13 protein-coding genes are annotated in these 15,553 nt (G+C 64.1%); 6 read left to right on the forward strand and 7 right to left on the reverse strand.

Features of this window, described 5'->3' with window-relative positions; all coding sequences use genetic code 11:
* The first annotated feature begins 519 nt into the window (after positions 1-519).
* Positions 520-2,982, forward strand: coding sequence for an EAL domain-containing protein (locus IVA92_RS17255; protein ID WP_247280870.1), 2,463 nt, complete (start codon positions 520-522; stop codon positions 2,980-2,982).
* Here the strand turns inward: IVA92_RS17255 and IVA92_RS17260 are convergent.
* The 3 genes from IVA92_RS17260 to thrS form a co-directional block, all read right to left on the reverse strand.
* Positions 2,968-4,236 (reverse strand): serine hydrolase domain-containing protein, encoded by a 1,269-nt coding sequence (locus IVA92_RS17260; protein ID WP_247280871.1) that lies wholly within the window; start codon positions 4,234-4,236, stop codon positions 2,968-2,970. The genes IVA92_RS17255 and IVA92_RS17260 overlap by 15 nt on opposite strands.
* 63 nt (positions 4,237-4,299) lie before the next feature.
* Positions 4,300-4,863, reverse strand: a complete 564-nt coding sequence (locus IVA92_RS17265) for a nitroreductase (RefSeq protein WP_247280872.1) — start codon at positions 4,861-4,863, stop codon at positions 4,300-4,302.
* Positions 4,864-4,956: 93 nt separating this feature from the next.
* Entirely contained in the window at positions 4,957-6,999 is a 2,043-nt protein-coding gene (gene thrS / locus IVA92_RS17270; RefSeq protein ID WP_247280873.1) for a threonine--tRNA ligase, read from the reverse strand.
* A gap of 186 nt (positions 7,000-7,185) precedes the next feature.
* Here thrS and IVA92_RS17275 point away from each other — a divergent pair, with 186 nt between their 5' ends.
* The gene (locus tag IVA92_RS17275) at positions 7,186-8,361 is read left to right on the forward strand and encodes an MFS transporter (RefSeq protein ID WP_247280874.1); all 1,176 of its coding nucleotides are present in this window, start codon (positions 7,186-7,188) and stop codon (positions 8,359-8,361) included.
* Positions 8,362-8,452: 91 nt separating this feature from the next.
* Entirely contained in the window at positions 8,453-8,830 is a 378-nt protein-coding gene (locus IVA92_RS17280) for a hypothetical protein (RefSeq protein ID WP_091889385.1), read from the forward strand.
* Positions 8,831-8,871: 41 nt separating this feature from the next.
* On the opposite strand, the gene IVA92_RS17285 is transcribed toward IVA92_RS17280, so the two are convergent.
* Positions 8,872-10,191: an alpha/beta hydrolase gene (locus tag IVA92_RS17285; protein ID WP_247280875.1), complete on the reverse strand. Its 1,320-nt coding sequence runs from the start codon at positions 10,189-10,191 to the stop codon at positions 8,872-8,874.
* A 321-nt stretch (positions 10,192-10,512) separates the two neighbouring features.
* On the opposite strand from IVA92_RS17285, the gene IVA92_RS17290 reads away from it, so the two are divergent.
* Positions 10,513-11,886 (forward strand): amino acid permease, encoded by a 1,374-nt coding sequence (locus IVA92_RS17290; RefSeq protein ID WP_247280876.1) that lies wholly within the window; start codon positions 10,513-10,515, stop codon positions 11,884-11,886.
* Positions 11,883-13,094, forward strand: a complete 1,212-nt coding sequence (locus IVA92_RS17295; protein WP_247280877.1) for a hypothetical protein — start codon at positions 11,883-11,885, stop codon at positions 13,092-13,094. Before IVA92_RS17290 ends, IVA92_RS17295 begins: the two co-directional genes overlap by 4 nt.
* On the opposite strand, the gene IVA92_RS17300 is transcribed toward IVA92_RS17295, so the two are convergent.
* Positions 13,095-13,304: a hypothetical protein gene (locus tag IVA92_RS17300; RefSeq protein WP_247280878.1), complete on the reverse strand. Its 210-nt coding sequence runs from the start codon at positions 13,302-13,304 to the stop codon at positions 13,095-13,097.
* An 83-nt stretch (positions 13,305-13,387) separates the two neighbouring features.
* Positions 13,388-13,726: a membrane protein insertion efficiency factor YidD gene (gene yidD / locus IVA92_RS17305; RefSeq protein WP_247280879.1), complete on the reverse strand. Its 339-nt coding sequence runs from the start codon at positions 13,724-13,726 to the stop codon at positions 13,388-13,390.
* Positions 13,727-13,975: 249 nt separating this feature from the next.
* Here yidD and IVA92_RS17310 point away from each other — a divergent pair, with 249 nt between their 5' ends.
* Entirely contained in the window at positions 13,976-14,887 is a 912-nt protein-coding gene (locus IVA92_RS17310) for a hypothetical protein (RefSeq protein ID WP_247280956.1), read from the forward strand.
* A 150-nt stretch (positions 14,888-15,037) separates the two neighbouring features.
* Here the strand turns inward: IVA92_RS17310 and IVA92_RS17315 are convergent, their stop codons facing one another.
* Positions 15,038-15,493 carry an iron-sulfur cluster assembly scaffold protein gene (locus tag IVA92_RS17315; protein WP_247280880.1) on the reverse strand — a complete coding sequence of 152 codons (456 nt, stop codon included), beginning with the start codon at positions 15,491-15,493 and terminating at the stop codon, positions 15,038-15,040.
* Between the last annotated feature and the right edge of the window lie 60 nt (positions 15,494-15,553).

Here is a 15,553-nt window from a genome sequence, read left to right on the forward strand (position 1 = left end):
ATCCAGCAACGGGCGGTTTTGCGAGAACCGCCCGTTTGCACATTCTGGCAGATTTCCCAGACACAAGAGCGCGACATAAGCCGTTCCAACCATCCGCGCAGGGAAGGCCGGGATGTCTCCGGTTGCCCTGTTGTCCGCTATGCATGAAGCACACGCAATCTGCTCTTGGCATGGCGGTCCATCGGAGCCAACCGGCTCCCGGTCTTCCCTGCGCCTTCTTTCATGAGAGGGCAAGGCATCGAGACAAAGCTCGGGCGAACAAGCCGCGAGGATGCGAAGATGTGTCTGCGATTGAGCTGGGCGTTAGAGGTCGCAATGCCGACGTTGATGCAGTTGCGCGACGCCGCGTCCACTTCAGCATGCGTAGAAGCGCAACCGTCATAGTCTCTAACGCCCACTAACCAACACCTGACTTAAAACTGTCATAATCACCGAACGGAACCTGCGCCTGTGCGCTCTTTACACGCCGTTAAGCGCACCTGCATTGGGATGCGCCCGCATAGTGCGTTGGGGACTGCCATGAGTGCCGCAAAGAAAGTGCCGGGAAAACCGGCCGCCGAAATGTTCGATGACATCCCGGTGCTTCAACGCAAATGGCGTGCCGCGTTGAAGCCGGGCGAACGGCTGCCGCGTTACGAGGACGTGATGCTCGGCAGCCTCGGACGACTCGCCGACCATATTGCGCTGCTGAAAGGTGACGGCGCGCTCGAACTGTCGCGCAGCGGACGTTACGTGCAGAAATGGCTCTGCGAGGAGCGCTGGGACATTCCCGTCGCGGAGCTGTCGCCCGACTGCGCCACAGCGCTGACGGAAGCGGCCGCGATCGCGCTCGCAACGGGGCGGCCGCATCACGCGAGCGCGCATTGCGTGCGCGACGGCATGGTCAGGACCTACGATCTACTGGCGCTGCCGACCGCCTCGCGCTGGAGCGCGACGCTGGTCGGCACCTACATCAACGAGCGCGGGACGCAATATAATCTCCTCGACGCAATTTTTTCCGCGACCGATGACGCGGTCGTCTCGCTGACGACGCTGCGCGACGCAAGCGGCAAGCCGTTCGATCTCCAGATCGTGCACCACAACAAGAGTGCGAGCGCGCTGCTGAAGGCCGCGACCGGAAGCCTGCTATGGCGGCGGGTCAGTGAGGCAGGCACGCTGCTGGCCGCGCCCGAGATTATGGACTTCCTGCTCAAGGCCGTCTCGGGCGGCCGCTGCGAGCAGCTCGAGATCGAGAGCGACGGACGACACCTGCGCCTCGGCACCACCGCCTTCGCCGACGTGGTCTCGTTGACGATCTCCGACGTCACCGCATTGAAGCGGCGCGACGCCTCGTTCCGCCTGCTGTTCGACAACAACCCGATGCCGATGTGGGTGTTCGACGCACAGACTAAGCAATTCCTTGGCGTCAATGACGCCGCGGTCCAGCATTACGGTTACAGTCGCGCCACCTTCCTGCGCATGAAGCTGCACGAGATCTGGCCCGAGGACGAGTGGAAGAGCCACGCCGAGGCGCTCGAGCGCGTCGGCGATGCCTATCATTCCTCGCGCAACTGGCGGCACTTACGCGCCGACGGCAGCGAGATCGAGGTGCTCACCTTCGGCCGGCGCGTCGCCTTCGACGATCGCGACGGCTATCTGGTCGCGGTGGTCGACATCACCGAACGGCGCAAGGCCGAGGCGCGGATCGCCCACATGGCCCATCACGACGGGCTCACGGACCTGCCGAACCGCGAATATTTCCAGGAGCGGCTGAAGCAGGCGCTCGACCAGGCCGGCGGAAAGCGGGTCGGCGTGCTCTACATCGATCTCGACCTGTTCAAGAACATCAACGATTCCTTCGGGCATCCGGCGGGCGACCGCCTGCTCAAGCAAGTTGCCGAACGCCTGACCAATGCGGTTCGCGGTGCCAATCTCGCGGCGAGGCTCGGTGGTGACGAGTTCGCCGTCATCCTGGCGGCCGACGTCTCGCCGAACGAGGCCAGCGCCTGCGCGACCCTGCTGATCGACATGTTGAAGGCGCCCTATGAGATCGATGGCCAGGAGATGGTGATCGGCGCCAGCATCGGGATCGCGCTGTCACCGGGGGATGGCATGACGTCCGAGGAATTGATGCGCAACGCCGACATGGCCCTGTACCGGGCGAAGTCCGACGGCGGCTGCGTGCACCATTTCTTCGAGCGCGAGATGGACCTTCAGGCGCAGAAGCGCCGCGACATGGAGCTCGACCTGCGCCGCGCCTTTGCCAATGGCGAGTTCGAGCTGCACTACCAGCCGTTGGTGTCGATCGCATCCGACCGCATCTCCGGCTTCGAGTCGCTGTTGCGCTGGCGGCACCCGGACAAGGGCATGATCTCGCCCGCCGAGTTCATTCCGGTCGCCGAGGACATCGGCCTGATCACCCAGCTTGGCGAATGGGTGTTGCGCGAGGCCTGCGCCGAAGCCGTCAAATGGCCTGGCGACGTCAAAGTCGCGGTCAATCTGTCGCCGGCGCAATTCCGCAGCCGCAATCTGGTTCAGGTCGTGATCTCCGCTCTGGCGCAGTCCGGCCTGTCGTCGAGGCGGCTCGAGCTCGAGATCACCGAGTCGATCTTCCTGGCGGAGACCGAATCCAACCTCGCCACGCTGCATCAATTGCGCGAGCTCGGCGTCGGCATCTCCATGGACGATTTCGGCACCGGCTATTCCAGCCTCAGCTATCTCCGCAGCTTCCCCTTCGACAAGATCAAGATCGACCGTTCCTTCATCAAGGATCTGGCGCAGCGGCCCGATTGCGGCGCGATCGTGCGCGCGATCTCCGGTCTTGGCCGCAGCCTCAACATCACCACCACGGCGGAAGGCGTCGAGACCGAGGATCAGCTCGACTGGCTGCGCGCCGAGGGCTGCAACGAGGTGCAGGGCTTCCTGTTCAGCGCAGCGCGGCCCGCCGCCGAGATCGCAAAGCTGCTCGCCGATTTCGGCCAGCGCGCCTCACGGGCGGCGTAGATCCGGAGGATAGCAATCGTAGACCAGTGCCTTGAAGGCGGGTGTGATGCGGCTGCGCTCGTTCTGGGTCTGCTGCATCATGAGGTAGGCCATGTCGAGCTTGGGATCGACGCCGAAATAGGTGCCGCTGCCACTGTCCCATTTCAACTCGCCGATCGAGCCCGGCGGCGGCGGTTTCGCGTTGCCGGGATCGGTGCGCACCGCAAGACCGTAGCCATAGCCGAAGCCGTCGCCCGGGAAATAGAAATAGTCGCGTCCGACGCCGGACCCTGGTCCGATGTGGTCGGTCGTCATGGCCTTGAACGCAGCCGGGCTCAGATAACGCTTGCCCTCGAACTGGCCGCCGTTGAGCAGCATCTGCGCGAAGCGCTGATAATCGGTGATGGTCGAGAGCAGCCCACCGCCGCCGGACTGCCATTCGGGATGGTCGAGGCGCTCGCGCTCGGCGGCGAGCAGGATGAAATCGTTCGGCAGCGGCCGCGCCATCCGCGCCAGCTCGTCCTCCGTCGCCAGCGCAAATTTGGTGCTGCTCATGCCGAGCGGATCGAAGATGCGTGCTTTCAGGAATTCGTACAGCGTCTGGCCCGAGATGATCTCGATGACGGCGCCGAGCACGTCGGTGGAATGACCGTAGCGCCACAACGTTCCCGGCTGCCGCGCCAGCGGCAGCTTCGCGATCCGATCGGCGAATTCCCTGTTGTTGAACTGACCTTCGAAGATATTGGCGGCCTTGTAGGCCTGCTCGACCCATTTGCCGCCAATATAATCGTAGCTGATGCCCGAGGTGTGCCGCAGCAGGTCCTCGATGTTGACGGGACGGACCGGCGGCACGAGATCGAGCTCCAGCTTGCCGTCGGGCTTGGTAATCTCGAGGCCCACCTTGGTATCGGCGAAGAGCGGGACGTATTTCGACACGGGGTCGGTGAGCGCGAGCTTGCCCTCATCGATCAGCATCATCGCGCCGAGGCATGTGATCGGCTTGGTCATCGAGTGGATGGCGAAGATCGTGTCCGGCGTCATGGCAAGGCCGGTCCGGACGTCGCGCACGCCGAACGTCTTGAAATAGACCGGCTTGCCGTGCTGCTGGACCAGGATGACGGCGCCCGGCAGCCGGCCGCTCGTTACCTCGTTGTTGAAATATGCGGTGATGCGATCGAGCCCGTCGGGCGACGGGGAAGGGATGTCGGCGGCGCGACCTCGCGCCATCGAGCCGGCGAGCACCGCGGCTCCGACCAGAAACTCACGCCGTCTCATCCGGGCTTCCTCCCTCGGCGGGATCAAAGCCGCAAGACGCCAAGGGCGTCAACAAGACATCGATTAAAAACGCGTCACGATCTCCGCAAGGAACGGTCGCGGACGGTCTTCGCTTGGCTTGGTCGGCGTGCCGATATGGACGAAGCCGGCGAGCTTTTCGTCCGGCTTGAGGCCGAGGCCGTCCAGCACGTCGCGATCGAAGGCGAACCAGCCGGTCAGCCAGCAGGCGCCGTAGCCGAGGGCGGTTGCGGCCGTGACGATGTTCATGGCGCTGGCGCCCGCCGACAATTCCTGCTCGAAGGCCGGCACCTTCGGATGCGGCTTGGTGAAGCTGACGACGCCGATCACCAGCGGCGCGTCGGTGAGGCGCTTGCGCTCGATCTCGATGTCGGCGGTGGGCGCGCCTGGATTCTTCCGGGCAAAGACTTTTGCGATCACCTCGCCGGCGCGCTGGCGGGCATCGCCCTCGAAAATGATGAAGCGCCAGGGCGCCAGCTTGCCATGATCAGGCACGCGCGCGCCGATGGTGAGGATGGTCTCGAGCTCGGCTGCGGAGGGGCCGGGCTCGGTCATTTCGCGCGGCTTCACCGAGCGGCGGGTCTTCAGGAGTTCGATGGCATCGGGCACTGCGATATCCTCTTCAGCTGGTCGGCGAACGTGCACACCCGAGATAGGCATGCACGCCCGCAACCGGAAGCGAATTTAGATCGATTTCAGGGATCAGAGGGCGCCACGCGCCCGCTGGACGTCCGGCGGCGTTGCCTCGTGGACCAGCGCGGCGATCGCCTCCTGCGTCGTCATCACCTTCTGGCCGTCGCTGCCGAGCCGGCGGACCGAGACCGAATGCGTCTCGGCTTCCTTCTTGCCGACCACGAGCAGCGCCGGGATCTTGGCCAGCGAGTGCTCGCGGACCTTGTAGTTGATCTTCTCGTTCCGCAGGTCGATCTCGACCCGAAGGCCTGCGCGCCGCGCCTGCTCAACGACCTGCTTGGCATATTCGTCGGCTTCCGAGGTGATGGTGGTGACCACCACTTGGACCGGCGAGAGCCAGAGCGGGAAGCTGCCGGCATAGTGCTCGATCAGGATGCCGATATAGCGTTCCATCGAGCCGCAAATCGCGCGGTGCACCATCACCGGCGGTTTCTTGCCGCCGTCATGGTCGATGTAGAACGCGCCGAACCGCTCGGGCAGGTTGAAGTCGACCTGGGTGGTGCCGCACTGCCAGTCGCGACCGATGGCGTCGCGCAGCACATATTCGAACTTCGGGCCGTAGAAGGCGCCTTCGCCCGGATTGATCTCGGTCTTGATGTGGTTGTTCTGCGACTGGATCTCGCGCAGCACCGTCGCCATCACACGCTCCGCGTGATCCCACATCGCGTCGGTGCCGACGCGTTTCTCCGGCCGGGTCGAGAGCTTCACGGTGAGATCGCCGGTGAAGCCGAAGTCGGCGTAGGTCGACAGGATCAGGTCGTTGATCTTCAGGCATTCCTCGGCGAGCTGATCCTCGGTGCAGAAGATGTGCGCATCGTCCTGGGTGAAGCCGCGCACGCGCATCAAGCCGTGCATGGCACCGGAGGGCTCATAGCGATGCACCACGCCGAACTCGGCAAGGCGCAAAGGCAGGTCGCGATAGCTTTTCAGGCCGTGCTTGAAGATCTGCACGTGACCGGGGCAGTTCATGGGCTTGAGCGCAAACCAGCGCTTATCCTCGGCCTCGTCGCCGGCCGACTGCGCCGCGAACATGTTCTCGCGATACCAGCCCCAATGGCCCGAGGTCTCCCACAGCACCTTGTCGAGGATCTGCGGCGCGTTGACCTCGCTGTAGTCGCCGGTCAGGCGTCGCCGCATATAGGCGATGAGCTGCTGGAAGATGGTCCAGCCCTTCGGGTGCCAGAACACGACGCCCGGACCTTCCTCCTGGAAATGGAAAAGGTCGAGCTCGCGTCCGAGCTTGCGATGGTCGCGCTTCTCGGCCTCCTCGATCTGCTTGAGGTAGGCGTCGAGGTCCTCCTGCTTGGCGAAAGCGGTGCCGTAGATGCGGGTCAGCATCGGGTTATTGCTGTCGCCGCGCCAATAGGCGCCGGCGACCTTCATCAGCTTGAAGGCATTGCCGACCTTGCCGGTCGAGGTCATGTGCGGGCCGCGGCAGAGATCGAACCAGTCGCCCTGGTAGTAGATCTTGATCGGCTCGTTGCCGGGAATGGCGTCGACCAGCTCGACCTTGAAGGCTTCGCCCTTGTCGCGGAACACCTGTTTGGTCTTTTCGCGATCCCACACCTCCTTGGTGAAAGGTTTGTCGCGCGCGATGATCTCGCGCATCTTCTTTTCGATCGCGGCAAAATCTTCCGGGGTGAACGGCTCGTTGCGGAAGAAGTCGTAGTAGAAACCGTTCTCGATCACCGGGCCGATCGTGACCTGGGTGCCCGGCCACAGCGATTGCACGGCTTCGGCCAGCACGTGCGCGCAGTCGTGGCGGATCAATTCGAGCGCGCGGGGATCATCGCGATGGACGAACTCGATCCGGGCGTCGGCCTCAATCGGGTCGTTGAGGTCGGCGAGCGTGCCGTCGAGTGCCATCGCCACAGTGCGCTTGGCCAGCGACGGCGAAATGCCCTTGGCGATATCGAGGCCGGTGATGCCCTTGTCGAACTGACGCTGGGCGCCGTCGGGGAAGATGAGGGTGACTCTGGGGGCGGGGGTCGCGGGCTTCAGATTGGAGAGGCTGTACTGGAAGCCGGACTCGGATTTGGGCTGGTCGGTCATTGCTTTACTCCTGAGGCTCACTCCTGCGAACGAGCGCAGGTAAGCGGGAACGAGCGATATATCAGCCGATTCGGCCTGCGCAATCCGGCAATTCCAAGAAAGTGGCGCGCAAAAGCCGGGACGGTGCACCAACTATTTCAGACCGTGCCCTTTAACAGACCGCAGCTCTGCTCTACATGCACTTGCATGGAAAGATCGCCTGCTGTCCGCCGCTTCGCGCCAACCGCTCTGATGCTCGGCAACATCGTCACCGGCTGCTCGGTGCTTGCGCCGGCGGGCATGCTGCCGGAATTGGCGACTGGGCTCGACGTCAGCATCCATGCGGCCGGGCTCCTGATCACCTTTGGCGCCATCACGCTGTGCATTGGTTCGCCGCTGACGGCCTGGCTCACCAGTCGCATCGAACGGCGGACGCTGCTCACGACGACGCTGGCCGTGCTTGCTCTCGGCAATCTTGCCTCGGCCTTTGCACCCGATTATGCGAGCCTCCTTGCAATCCGTCTGGTGATGCTCGCGATCGGCGCGCTCTATACGCCGCAGGCTGCCGGCACGGCGGCGCTGATCGTGCCGGTGGAGCGACGCGGCAGCACCATCGCCTACATCTTCCTCGGCTGGTCGCTCGCTGCCGCCGTCGGCCTGCCGCTGATCACCTTCATCGCCAGCCGCTATGGCTGGCGCGCCGCCTATGGCGAGATCGGCGCGCTCGGCTGCATCAGCTTCCTGTTGCTGCTGCTGCGCCTGCCGGCGGGCCTGAAGGGCGCGCCGGTGGACATCAAGACTTGGGCCGAGGTCGCCCGCAGCAGGGCCATCCTGCTCCTGCTCGCGATCACCATGCTGCAAATGTCCGGGCAGTTCGTGGTGTTCACCTTCATGGGCCCGCTGCTCAAGAAGCTCACCGGCGCCGGACCCGATGCCATCGGCATCGTGTTTGCCCTGTACGGGGTCTGCGGCTTCCTCGGCGTCGCCATCGCGACTCGCATCGTCGATACCTGGGGGCCTTATCGCACCTCGCTGCTGTTCACCTGCCTCCTGCTTGCGGGGGTCACGGGCTGGGCGCTCGGCGCCGGCACGCTTGTCTTGATGGCGGGCGCGGTCGCGGTCTGGGGCCTTGGCTTTGCCTCGACCAATTCGATGCAGCAGGTGCGGCTGGTCGCGGCCGCGCCATCACTGGCGTCGGCGACCGTCGCCCTCAACACGTCCGTCCTCTATATCGGTCAGGCGGTCGGCTCGGCCATCGGCGGATTACTGTTCGCCCGCGAGCTCCTGCACACGCTCGGCTTCGTCGCGGTCGGTTTCGTGGTGCTGGCGCTGCTGCTGGTGTTCCTGACCAGGCCCCGGCGAGCCGCCGCCGCAACAGCCTGAATCTCGCAGCTTCCTATGCGCAAGGTGCTTGGCAAACCGAGCATGAGGGCGCTAGAACGCCATGCATGGGGACCAAAGAGAGTTGACTGAAATGAGGATGATTCTGGCGGTTGCCGCGGTGCTCTATTCAGCCTCCGCATTTGCGCAAGCCGACAAGCCACCGATGGTGGGGGACAAGCCGCTGGTGCAGGTCAAGCCCAAAGGGACCAAAGAGGCTGCGGCCAAACCCGCTGCGGCGGCGAAGGGTAAGCCGCAATCGATCGCGGCGCGGCTCCAGGCCTGCCTCGAGATCGACGACGGCACCAAGGACCGCCTCAACTGCTACGACGCCGTGATCCCGCCGGCGCCGAAGCCGAAGCCGGCGAAGGCCAAGGGCTACGCAGACTGCCGTTTCTTCAAGGAAGAGGACGAGCGGCTGGCCTGCTTCAACGGCTTTGCCGAGAGCATTCCGAAGCTGCCGAAAACCTAAGCGAGAGACCGGGCCCCTCGGCGCCTTAGAGTCACGTCCGTTTAGCGGCTCGATGCGGGTGGATTGGTAGAGGCCACGCGCGTGAGCGCGGGCGTCGCCGACATCTTCACCAGCACGTCCTTGAGCGGATCCCGCGTCCAGGCCCTCGTCACGTAGTCGCGATGGGTGATGCCCTCGCCAGTCTCGACGAACACCACGCTGCCGGGCCGCAATGGCTCGTCCATGTCCTCGGAGACGCTGATGCCCTTCTGCCGCAGCAGGCTCATCAGCTCGCGGTCGCGCCGCGCGGTGTAGCGGGTGTAGGCGCTGACGAAGAAGCCGGAACGGTGGCTCTCGATCCAGGCCGCGAACTTGTCCATTTCGCCATAGACGGCGTCGAGCAGCACGACGCCGCGGACGCGGTCACTGATGCCGCCGACCTCCAGGCTCCAAGCCGTCGGCAGGAAGCCGCCGCTATAGCCGACGATCACGATCGGCATGTTGGCGAAGGCCCGCGCGCTGTTGGGATCGCCGGTCAGGCGGGCGAGGTGGTTGGCCGATTCCTCCATGAAGCGCTTGAAGCCGCCCGCCTGCCAGAATTTGCCGGCGCTGGAATCGGCGGCATCGACTGCCATCTGCGGCGCAAGCAGGACGGCATTGGCGCCGGAATCGGTGATCTGCTTCGGCACCAGCTGCCGGTCGCGCACATCGCGCTCGAGCGTGGCGCCATTGCCGTGGAAGAACACCACGATCACGCCCGGCTTGCGAACGTCGAAATGCTCTGGGACGTGCACCAGCACGCGGCTGTCGCTGTAGGTTTCGTCCTGCCAGTAGACGCGCCCCGAATAGCTGCGGTGGCCGCGGCGGTCACCCTTGGAGATGTTGAGGAAGGGTGCGTCGGAGGCGGGGTTGTTGCCGAAATAGGGAAAGGCCGACGACTTCATGCTGACGAGCGTCGTCAGGTCCTCACGGGGCGGGCGCTTGTAGGGGAGCTGCGGCTCGAGCGAAGCGACCTTGTAGGGCGCCTGCTCAGCCTGGGGCTGCTGCTGGACGGCGCGCTTGGGCGAGAAGTCCGACATCTGCCGTTGCAGCAAGCTCTCGCTCGCCGAGGGGAAACGCTCCTTGAACTGCGGGGCCGGAAAGCGATCTTCGAACGTGTCGCCGCTTGCCACCTGCGCATTTGTCTTTGCGACGACCTGCACGTTGGCCTGCGAGTTCGCCGCGAGCGCCGCCGGATTGGGGGCCTTGCCGCATTGAACCAGCGTCAGCGACAGCGGCACCAGGGCTAGAATCAAGCCGACCCGGAGCACACGACCGCGCGCGCCGGACGTCGTCCGATCGGCACGCGCGTTCGCTCTCAGTTTCGGAACGGCCCCGACCATCCACCCATGACCCCAAGTCACGTCCATCGGCAATTTCAAATCAATTCAGCCGACTGGCGTTTAGGTGACGTTAAGCGTCCAGAGAAATTTCCCCACATCCGGAACCGTCAAAGGGACCATACAATCGTGTCGTGATTGTGGGGAAGGGAAAAGGGATTCTCGGGGGTGGTGCAGCTTTATCGCCCAAGACCGTGCGTGAAAGGTGTCAACATACCCGTCACGCCTGCCTCATTTAACCCTTGTTAACCCTGCTTGAATTGACTGGATCAATCTGCACGATGCCTCCCGATGAGGCGTGACGCCTGAGGCTTGAGAACCCCGATGACGGCATCAGATGCGGGTACCGCGCCCTGGACTGGCCGGCTGACCGAAAGCGGGTCGGGGGTCTCTGTTCTGGTCGCAACCGCCATCGTCATTGCCGACATGATTGGGGTCGGCGTCTTCACCAGCCTCGGCTTCCAGGTCAAGGACATCCCGTCCGGCTTCTCGATCCTGCTGCTCTGGACGGTCGGCGGCATCGTCGCGCTGTGCGGGGTGTTCTCCTACAGCGAGTTGGGCGCGATGTTTCCGCGCTCGAGCGGGGAGTACAATTTCCTCGGCCGCGCCTATCATCCCGCCTTCGGCTTTCTCGCCGGCTGGGTCTCGGCCACGGTGGGGTTTGCGGCGCCAGTCGCGCTCGCCGCGATGGCGTTCGGCGAATATGCCAAATCGGTCGCGGACGATCTGCCTCCGATCCCGCTCGCCATCGGCGTGGTGTGGCTGGTCTCGCTCGTGCAACTGACCGGCGTCAGGCACTCCTCGACGTTCCAATTGATCTCGACGATTTTGAAGGTCGTGCTGATCGTCGCCTTCCTGGTGGCCGGCTTCGTCATCGGCGTGCCGCAGCAGATCGCCTTCACGCCGCAGCCGGGCGATCTCGCCCACATCGTCAGCGCGCCCTTCGCGATCGGGCTCGTCTTCGTGATGTACTCGTTCTCGGGCTGGAATGCCGCGACCTACATCATAGGCGAGATGACCACGCCGCAGCGGAGCCTGCCGCGCGCATTGCTTGTGGGCACGCTGATCGTGCTCGTCCTCTATGTCGCGCTGAACGCGGTGTTCCTCTACTCGACGCCGGTCAGTGCGCTGGCGGGCCAGCTCGACGTTGCCAGCGTCGCCGGCAGCGCCATCTTCGGCGGCCTCGGCGGCCGGATCGTCGGCGCGATGATCTGTGCCGGTCTGATCTCCTCGATCAGCGCGATGATGTGGATCGGCCCGCGGGTGATGATGACGATGGGCGAGGACATTCCGGCGCTGCGCGTGTTCTCGCAGCGATCGGCGAACGGTGCGCCGGCCTATGCCATCCTGTTTCAGCTCGCCGTCGCGACCCTGCTGCTGTTCACGCGCAGCTTCGAGGCGGTGCTCGACTTCATCCAGTTCGCGCTGCTGTTCTGCTCGTTCTTCACCGTCGCCGGCGTCATCAAGCTCCGCATCACCGATCCCGATTTGCCGCGGCCCTATCGCGCCTGGGGATACCCGTTCACGCCGCTCGTTTTCCTGCTCGTGACCGCGTTCATGATGTACTACCTCTTGATCGAGCGGCCGGTGCAGTCGCTGTCGGGGATGCTCGTCATGCTCTCGGGTCTGTTGATTTATGTCGTCTTCCGCAGGCGGCCGGTGGCCGCTGCCGCTTCACCACATCGCGAATCGACATGATCCGACCCCTGAGAATTGCGGCCGTCGCTCTTGCCTTGCTGGCTGCGGCTGTCTCGTCCGCACGCGCCGCCGACGTCACCTTCGACGACACTGCGCGCTTCCTTGCGGGCATGCAGCCGTCGGCGGACTCGCCGCTGGTGCCGCTCACGAAGGATCCAGGCTGGCAGCGTCATGCAAAATTCTTTGACAGCGCCTTCGCCCAGCTCGAGCAGCGGCAGCTCTCGAAGATCCGCAATTGGGCCGACGTCAATCTCGCCGCGCCGCGGCCAACCATGTTCTACATGTTCAGCGGCCCGGACTTCCTCTACGCCAATGCCTTCTATGCCAACGCCAGCACCTACGTGCTTGGCGCGCTGGAGCCGGTGGGAGCGGTGCCCGAGCTGACGCGGCTGCCGCGTAGTTCGATCGGCGCTGCGCTCTACAACGTCGAGCGCTCGCTCGGCTCGATCCTGAGCTTTTCCTTCTTCATTACCAAGCAGATGAAGGTCGACCTGCACGCCAATCAGGTCAACGGTACGCTGCCGATCCTCTATGTTTTCCTCGCGCGCTCCGGCAAGACCATCCGCAATGTCGAGATGATCGCGCTCGACAACAAGGGCGGGGTTCACACGGCCGGCGACAATCCGGGACCCAACGCGACGCATGGCGTCCGCATCACCTTCGCCGGCAGCGACGGGGAAGCGCGCACGCTGTATTATTTCTCTACTGATCTTTCCAATTCCGGTGCGCGCGCGGCCGGCTTCCTGAAATTCTGCGAGACGCTGGGCCCCGGCAACAGCCTGCTCAAGAGCGCGTCCTATCTGCTGCATTCCGGCAATTTTACCCTCGTGCGCGACTGGCTCCTCGCCAACAGCGCCACCATCATCCAGGACGATTCCGGCATTCCGCTCGCGAACTACAATGCACGGCAATGGCGGTTCTTTCCGTTCGGCCGCTATCTCGGTCCGATCGATGAATTCGCAAGCCGCTACCAGGAGCGCTATGCCGAATTGTTCACGCGCGCCCAGCCGATCGATTTCGGCGTGGGCTATCGCTGGCGGACGCACGAATCGAACTTGCTGCTGTCGGTGAAGGTGCCGGGCAGCGAGATCGCGCCGGCGGAGACCACCTCGTCCGCCGAGCCGTCGTCAAAGCCGCCGCGACCGAAGCGGCTACGCCCGCCGGAGTCGATCCCGCCGCCGTCCGGACGTTTCTTCTGGTTCCGCTAGCTACCAGTGCACATTCTGGCTCGGCACGATGAACGCCGTCGTGCTTGGCGGCGTGGCGAAGCTCGTCGCCAGATACCAGCCGGAGCCGAGCACGAACACCAGTAGGGCGACGATCGCGAGCAGATCGATGATTCTGGGATCGTGATGGCCTCTCCGACCAGAATTGAGACCAGGTCCGGAGGGAAAATGACGGCTGATTTTCCAGCGCATTGTTGTTTCCTCCCGATGGGAGCATCACATCAACGCGAGGCGAGAGTTCCGGTTCCGACCGCGACGGCACAGCACCGCAGCACTCAGGATGCGTTGACCCCGCGCCAGCGGCCGTAGCGCCAGGGCACATACCAGCGCGCGCCTTGCGGTGCGGTGAGCGGTACGTTGTCGATGCCCGAGGTGCCGAAGGGATTGCAGCGCAATAGGCGCGCGAGTGTCATCCAGCCGCCGGCCCAGAGTCCGAACCGTTCGATCGCTTCGTCGCCGTAGACGGAGCAGGTCGGCAGGTGCCGGCAATTGTAACCAACCAGAGGCGACAACGTGTGCCGATAGAGCCAGATCAGCGCGCGGCCGAATCGGCGCGGGAGCCGGAGCGCGCCCGCGACCGGGCTGGAACAGTGCTCGCAGGCTGAATGCTTCATGTGCGCTTTGCTGTCAGGTTAAGCGAAGTATTGCTCAGTTCCGCAGCAGGGAACTGTAAGCAGTTGTTTGCGCGCCATATTTTGCCTGCTTTCTGGGAGCAGTGCAGCAAGTATCTGTGGACGATCTGTATTCGCCCGGATACCATTTTTATGACGCCCGTGTGTAGAAACATACGCCTGTATGATGGACTCAGAGGGCGCTACCGGGGATTGTTTGGGGACCTTTTAGGGCTTGGGGAAGGAACCAGATTGAGACTTCTGAACTCCCTTAATCTTCGCGGCTGGTTGCTGGTGGGAACCGCCGTGTGTGGAGTCGCGCTGGCTGGCGCCGTCGCGACCCTTGGAACGTCAGCTCGAGCCGGTGCTGCGCTCGAAGAGCGCAAGCTGCCGATGAAGTTCAGCTGGGTGGCCTGCGAGCCGAACTGCCGCGGCTGGGTCAGCGCGGTCGGAATCATCACCGCCGATACGCCGAAGGCTTTTGAGGAGTTTTCTCGCGGGCGCCAGCTGGGCGGCGCCACGGTGGTGCTCGACTCCAGCGGCGGCTCGGTCAACGACGCGATCACGCTCGGCCGGCGCTTCCGCAACCTCGGACTTCTGACCACGGTCGGAATCAGCGTTCAGAACCGCGGCGGGCAAGGCGCCCGTCCGGCGGTCGCGCCGGGGGCCTATTGCGAATCGATGTGCGTGTTCCTGCTGCTCGCCGGCAAGAAGCGCTATGTGCCGGAAGCTGCCCATGTCCGGGTCCACCAGATCTGGATGGGCGACCGCGCTGACGATGCCAAGGCTGCGAGCTACAGCGCCCAGGACCTGATGATCGTGGAGCGCGACATCGGCCGGCTGGCCAAATACACGTTCGACATGGGGGGTGCCGGCGATCTGCTGTCGCTCGCACTCAGCGTGCCGCCGTGGGAAGATTTGCATGAGCTCGACGCCGGAGAGCTTAAGCTCACCAATCTCGTGACCACCGACCTCGTGGCCGACGTGTTGCCGCATGTGGACATCTCCGCACCGGCGATGGCGGAGCTTACATCGAAGACGCAGGCCAGGTACGGCGCGGAACCGGAGCAGCCGCAGCAATCTGCCAAATCAACCAAGACCGCGGAAGCCCTGGTGCCGACGGCCGGCGGCGTGGCGACACCAGCGGCGGCGGCGCAGAAGTAAACGATATGCTTTGATGGGTCATTCCGTGGCGCGCGACAGCGCCAGCCCGGAAGATCGGCAATCTCTGGATCCGGGTTCGATGCGGAGCATGTCGTCGACCCGGCCAATACGCCGGGTCCGGTGGCATCGCCCCGGAACGACGGAGAGCACTCAGCCCTGAGCCGCCGCCGGCTGCTTCGCCTTGGCCTCGATCTGGCCGATAGCATCGACCACCGCATCGAAGGTGAGAAGGGTCGAGGCATGCCGCGCCTTGTAGTCGCGGACCGGCTCGAGGAACTTGATCTCTTCCCATTTTCCTTCAGGAGGCGCACCGTTCTCCTTCAGCATCTTGCGAACGGTTTCGCGCAACTCACGGAGTTCGCTCGCAGTCGACCCCACGATCCGACTTGCCATGATGGACGAAGAGGCCTGTCCCAAGGCGCAGGCCTTCACGTCATGGGCGAAGTCGGTGACGGTGTTCCCGTTCATCTTGAGGTCGACCTTCACGGTCGAGCCGCACAGCTTGGAGTGGGCAGTGGCCGAGGCATCGGGGTCCGACAGCCGCCCGAGCCGCGGAATATTCCCGGCCAGTTCGATGATCCGCTTGTTGTAGATGTCGTTCAGCATGTGATGGAGTCCAGCACTTCCGCACCCGATCGGCCTTGGCGGGCGGCGTCCAGGGTCCTA

The organism is Bradyrhizobium sp. 154 (assembly GCF_023073875.1).
GTDB lineage: Bacteria > Pseudomonadota > Alphaproteobacteria > Rhizobiales > Xanthobacteraceae > Bradyrhizobium.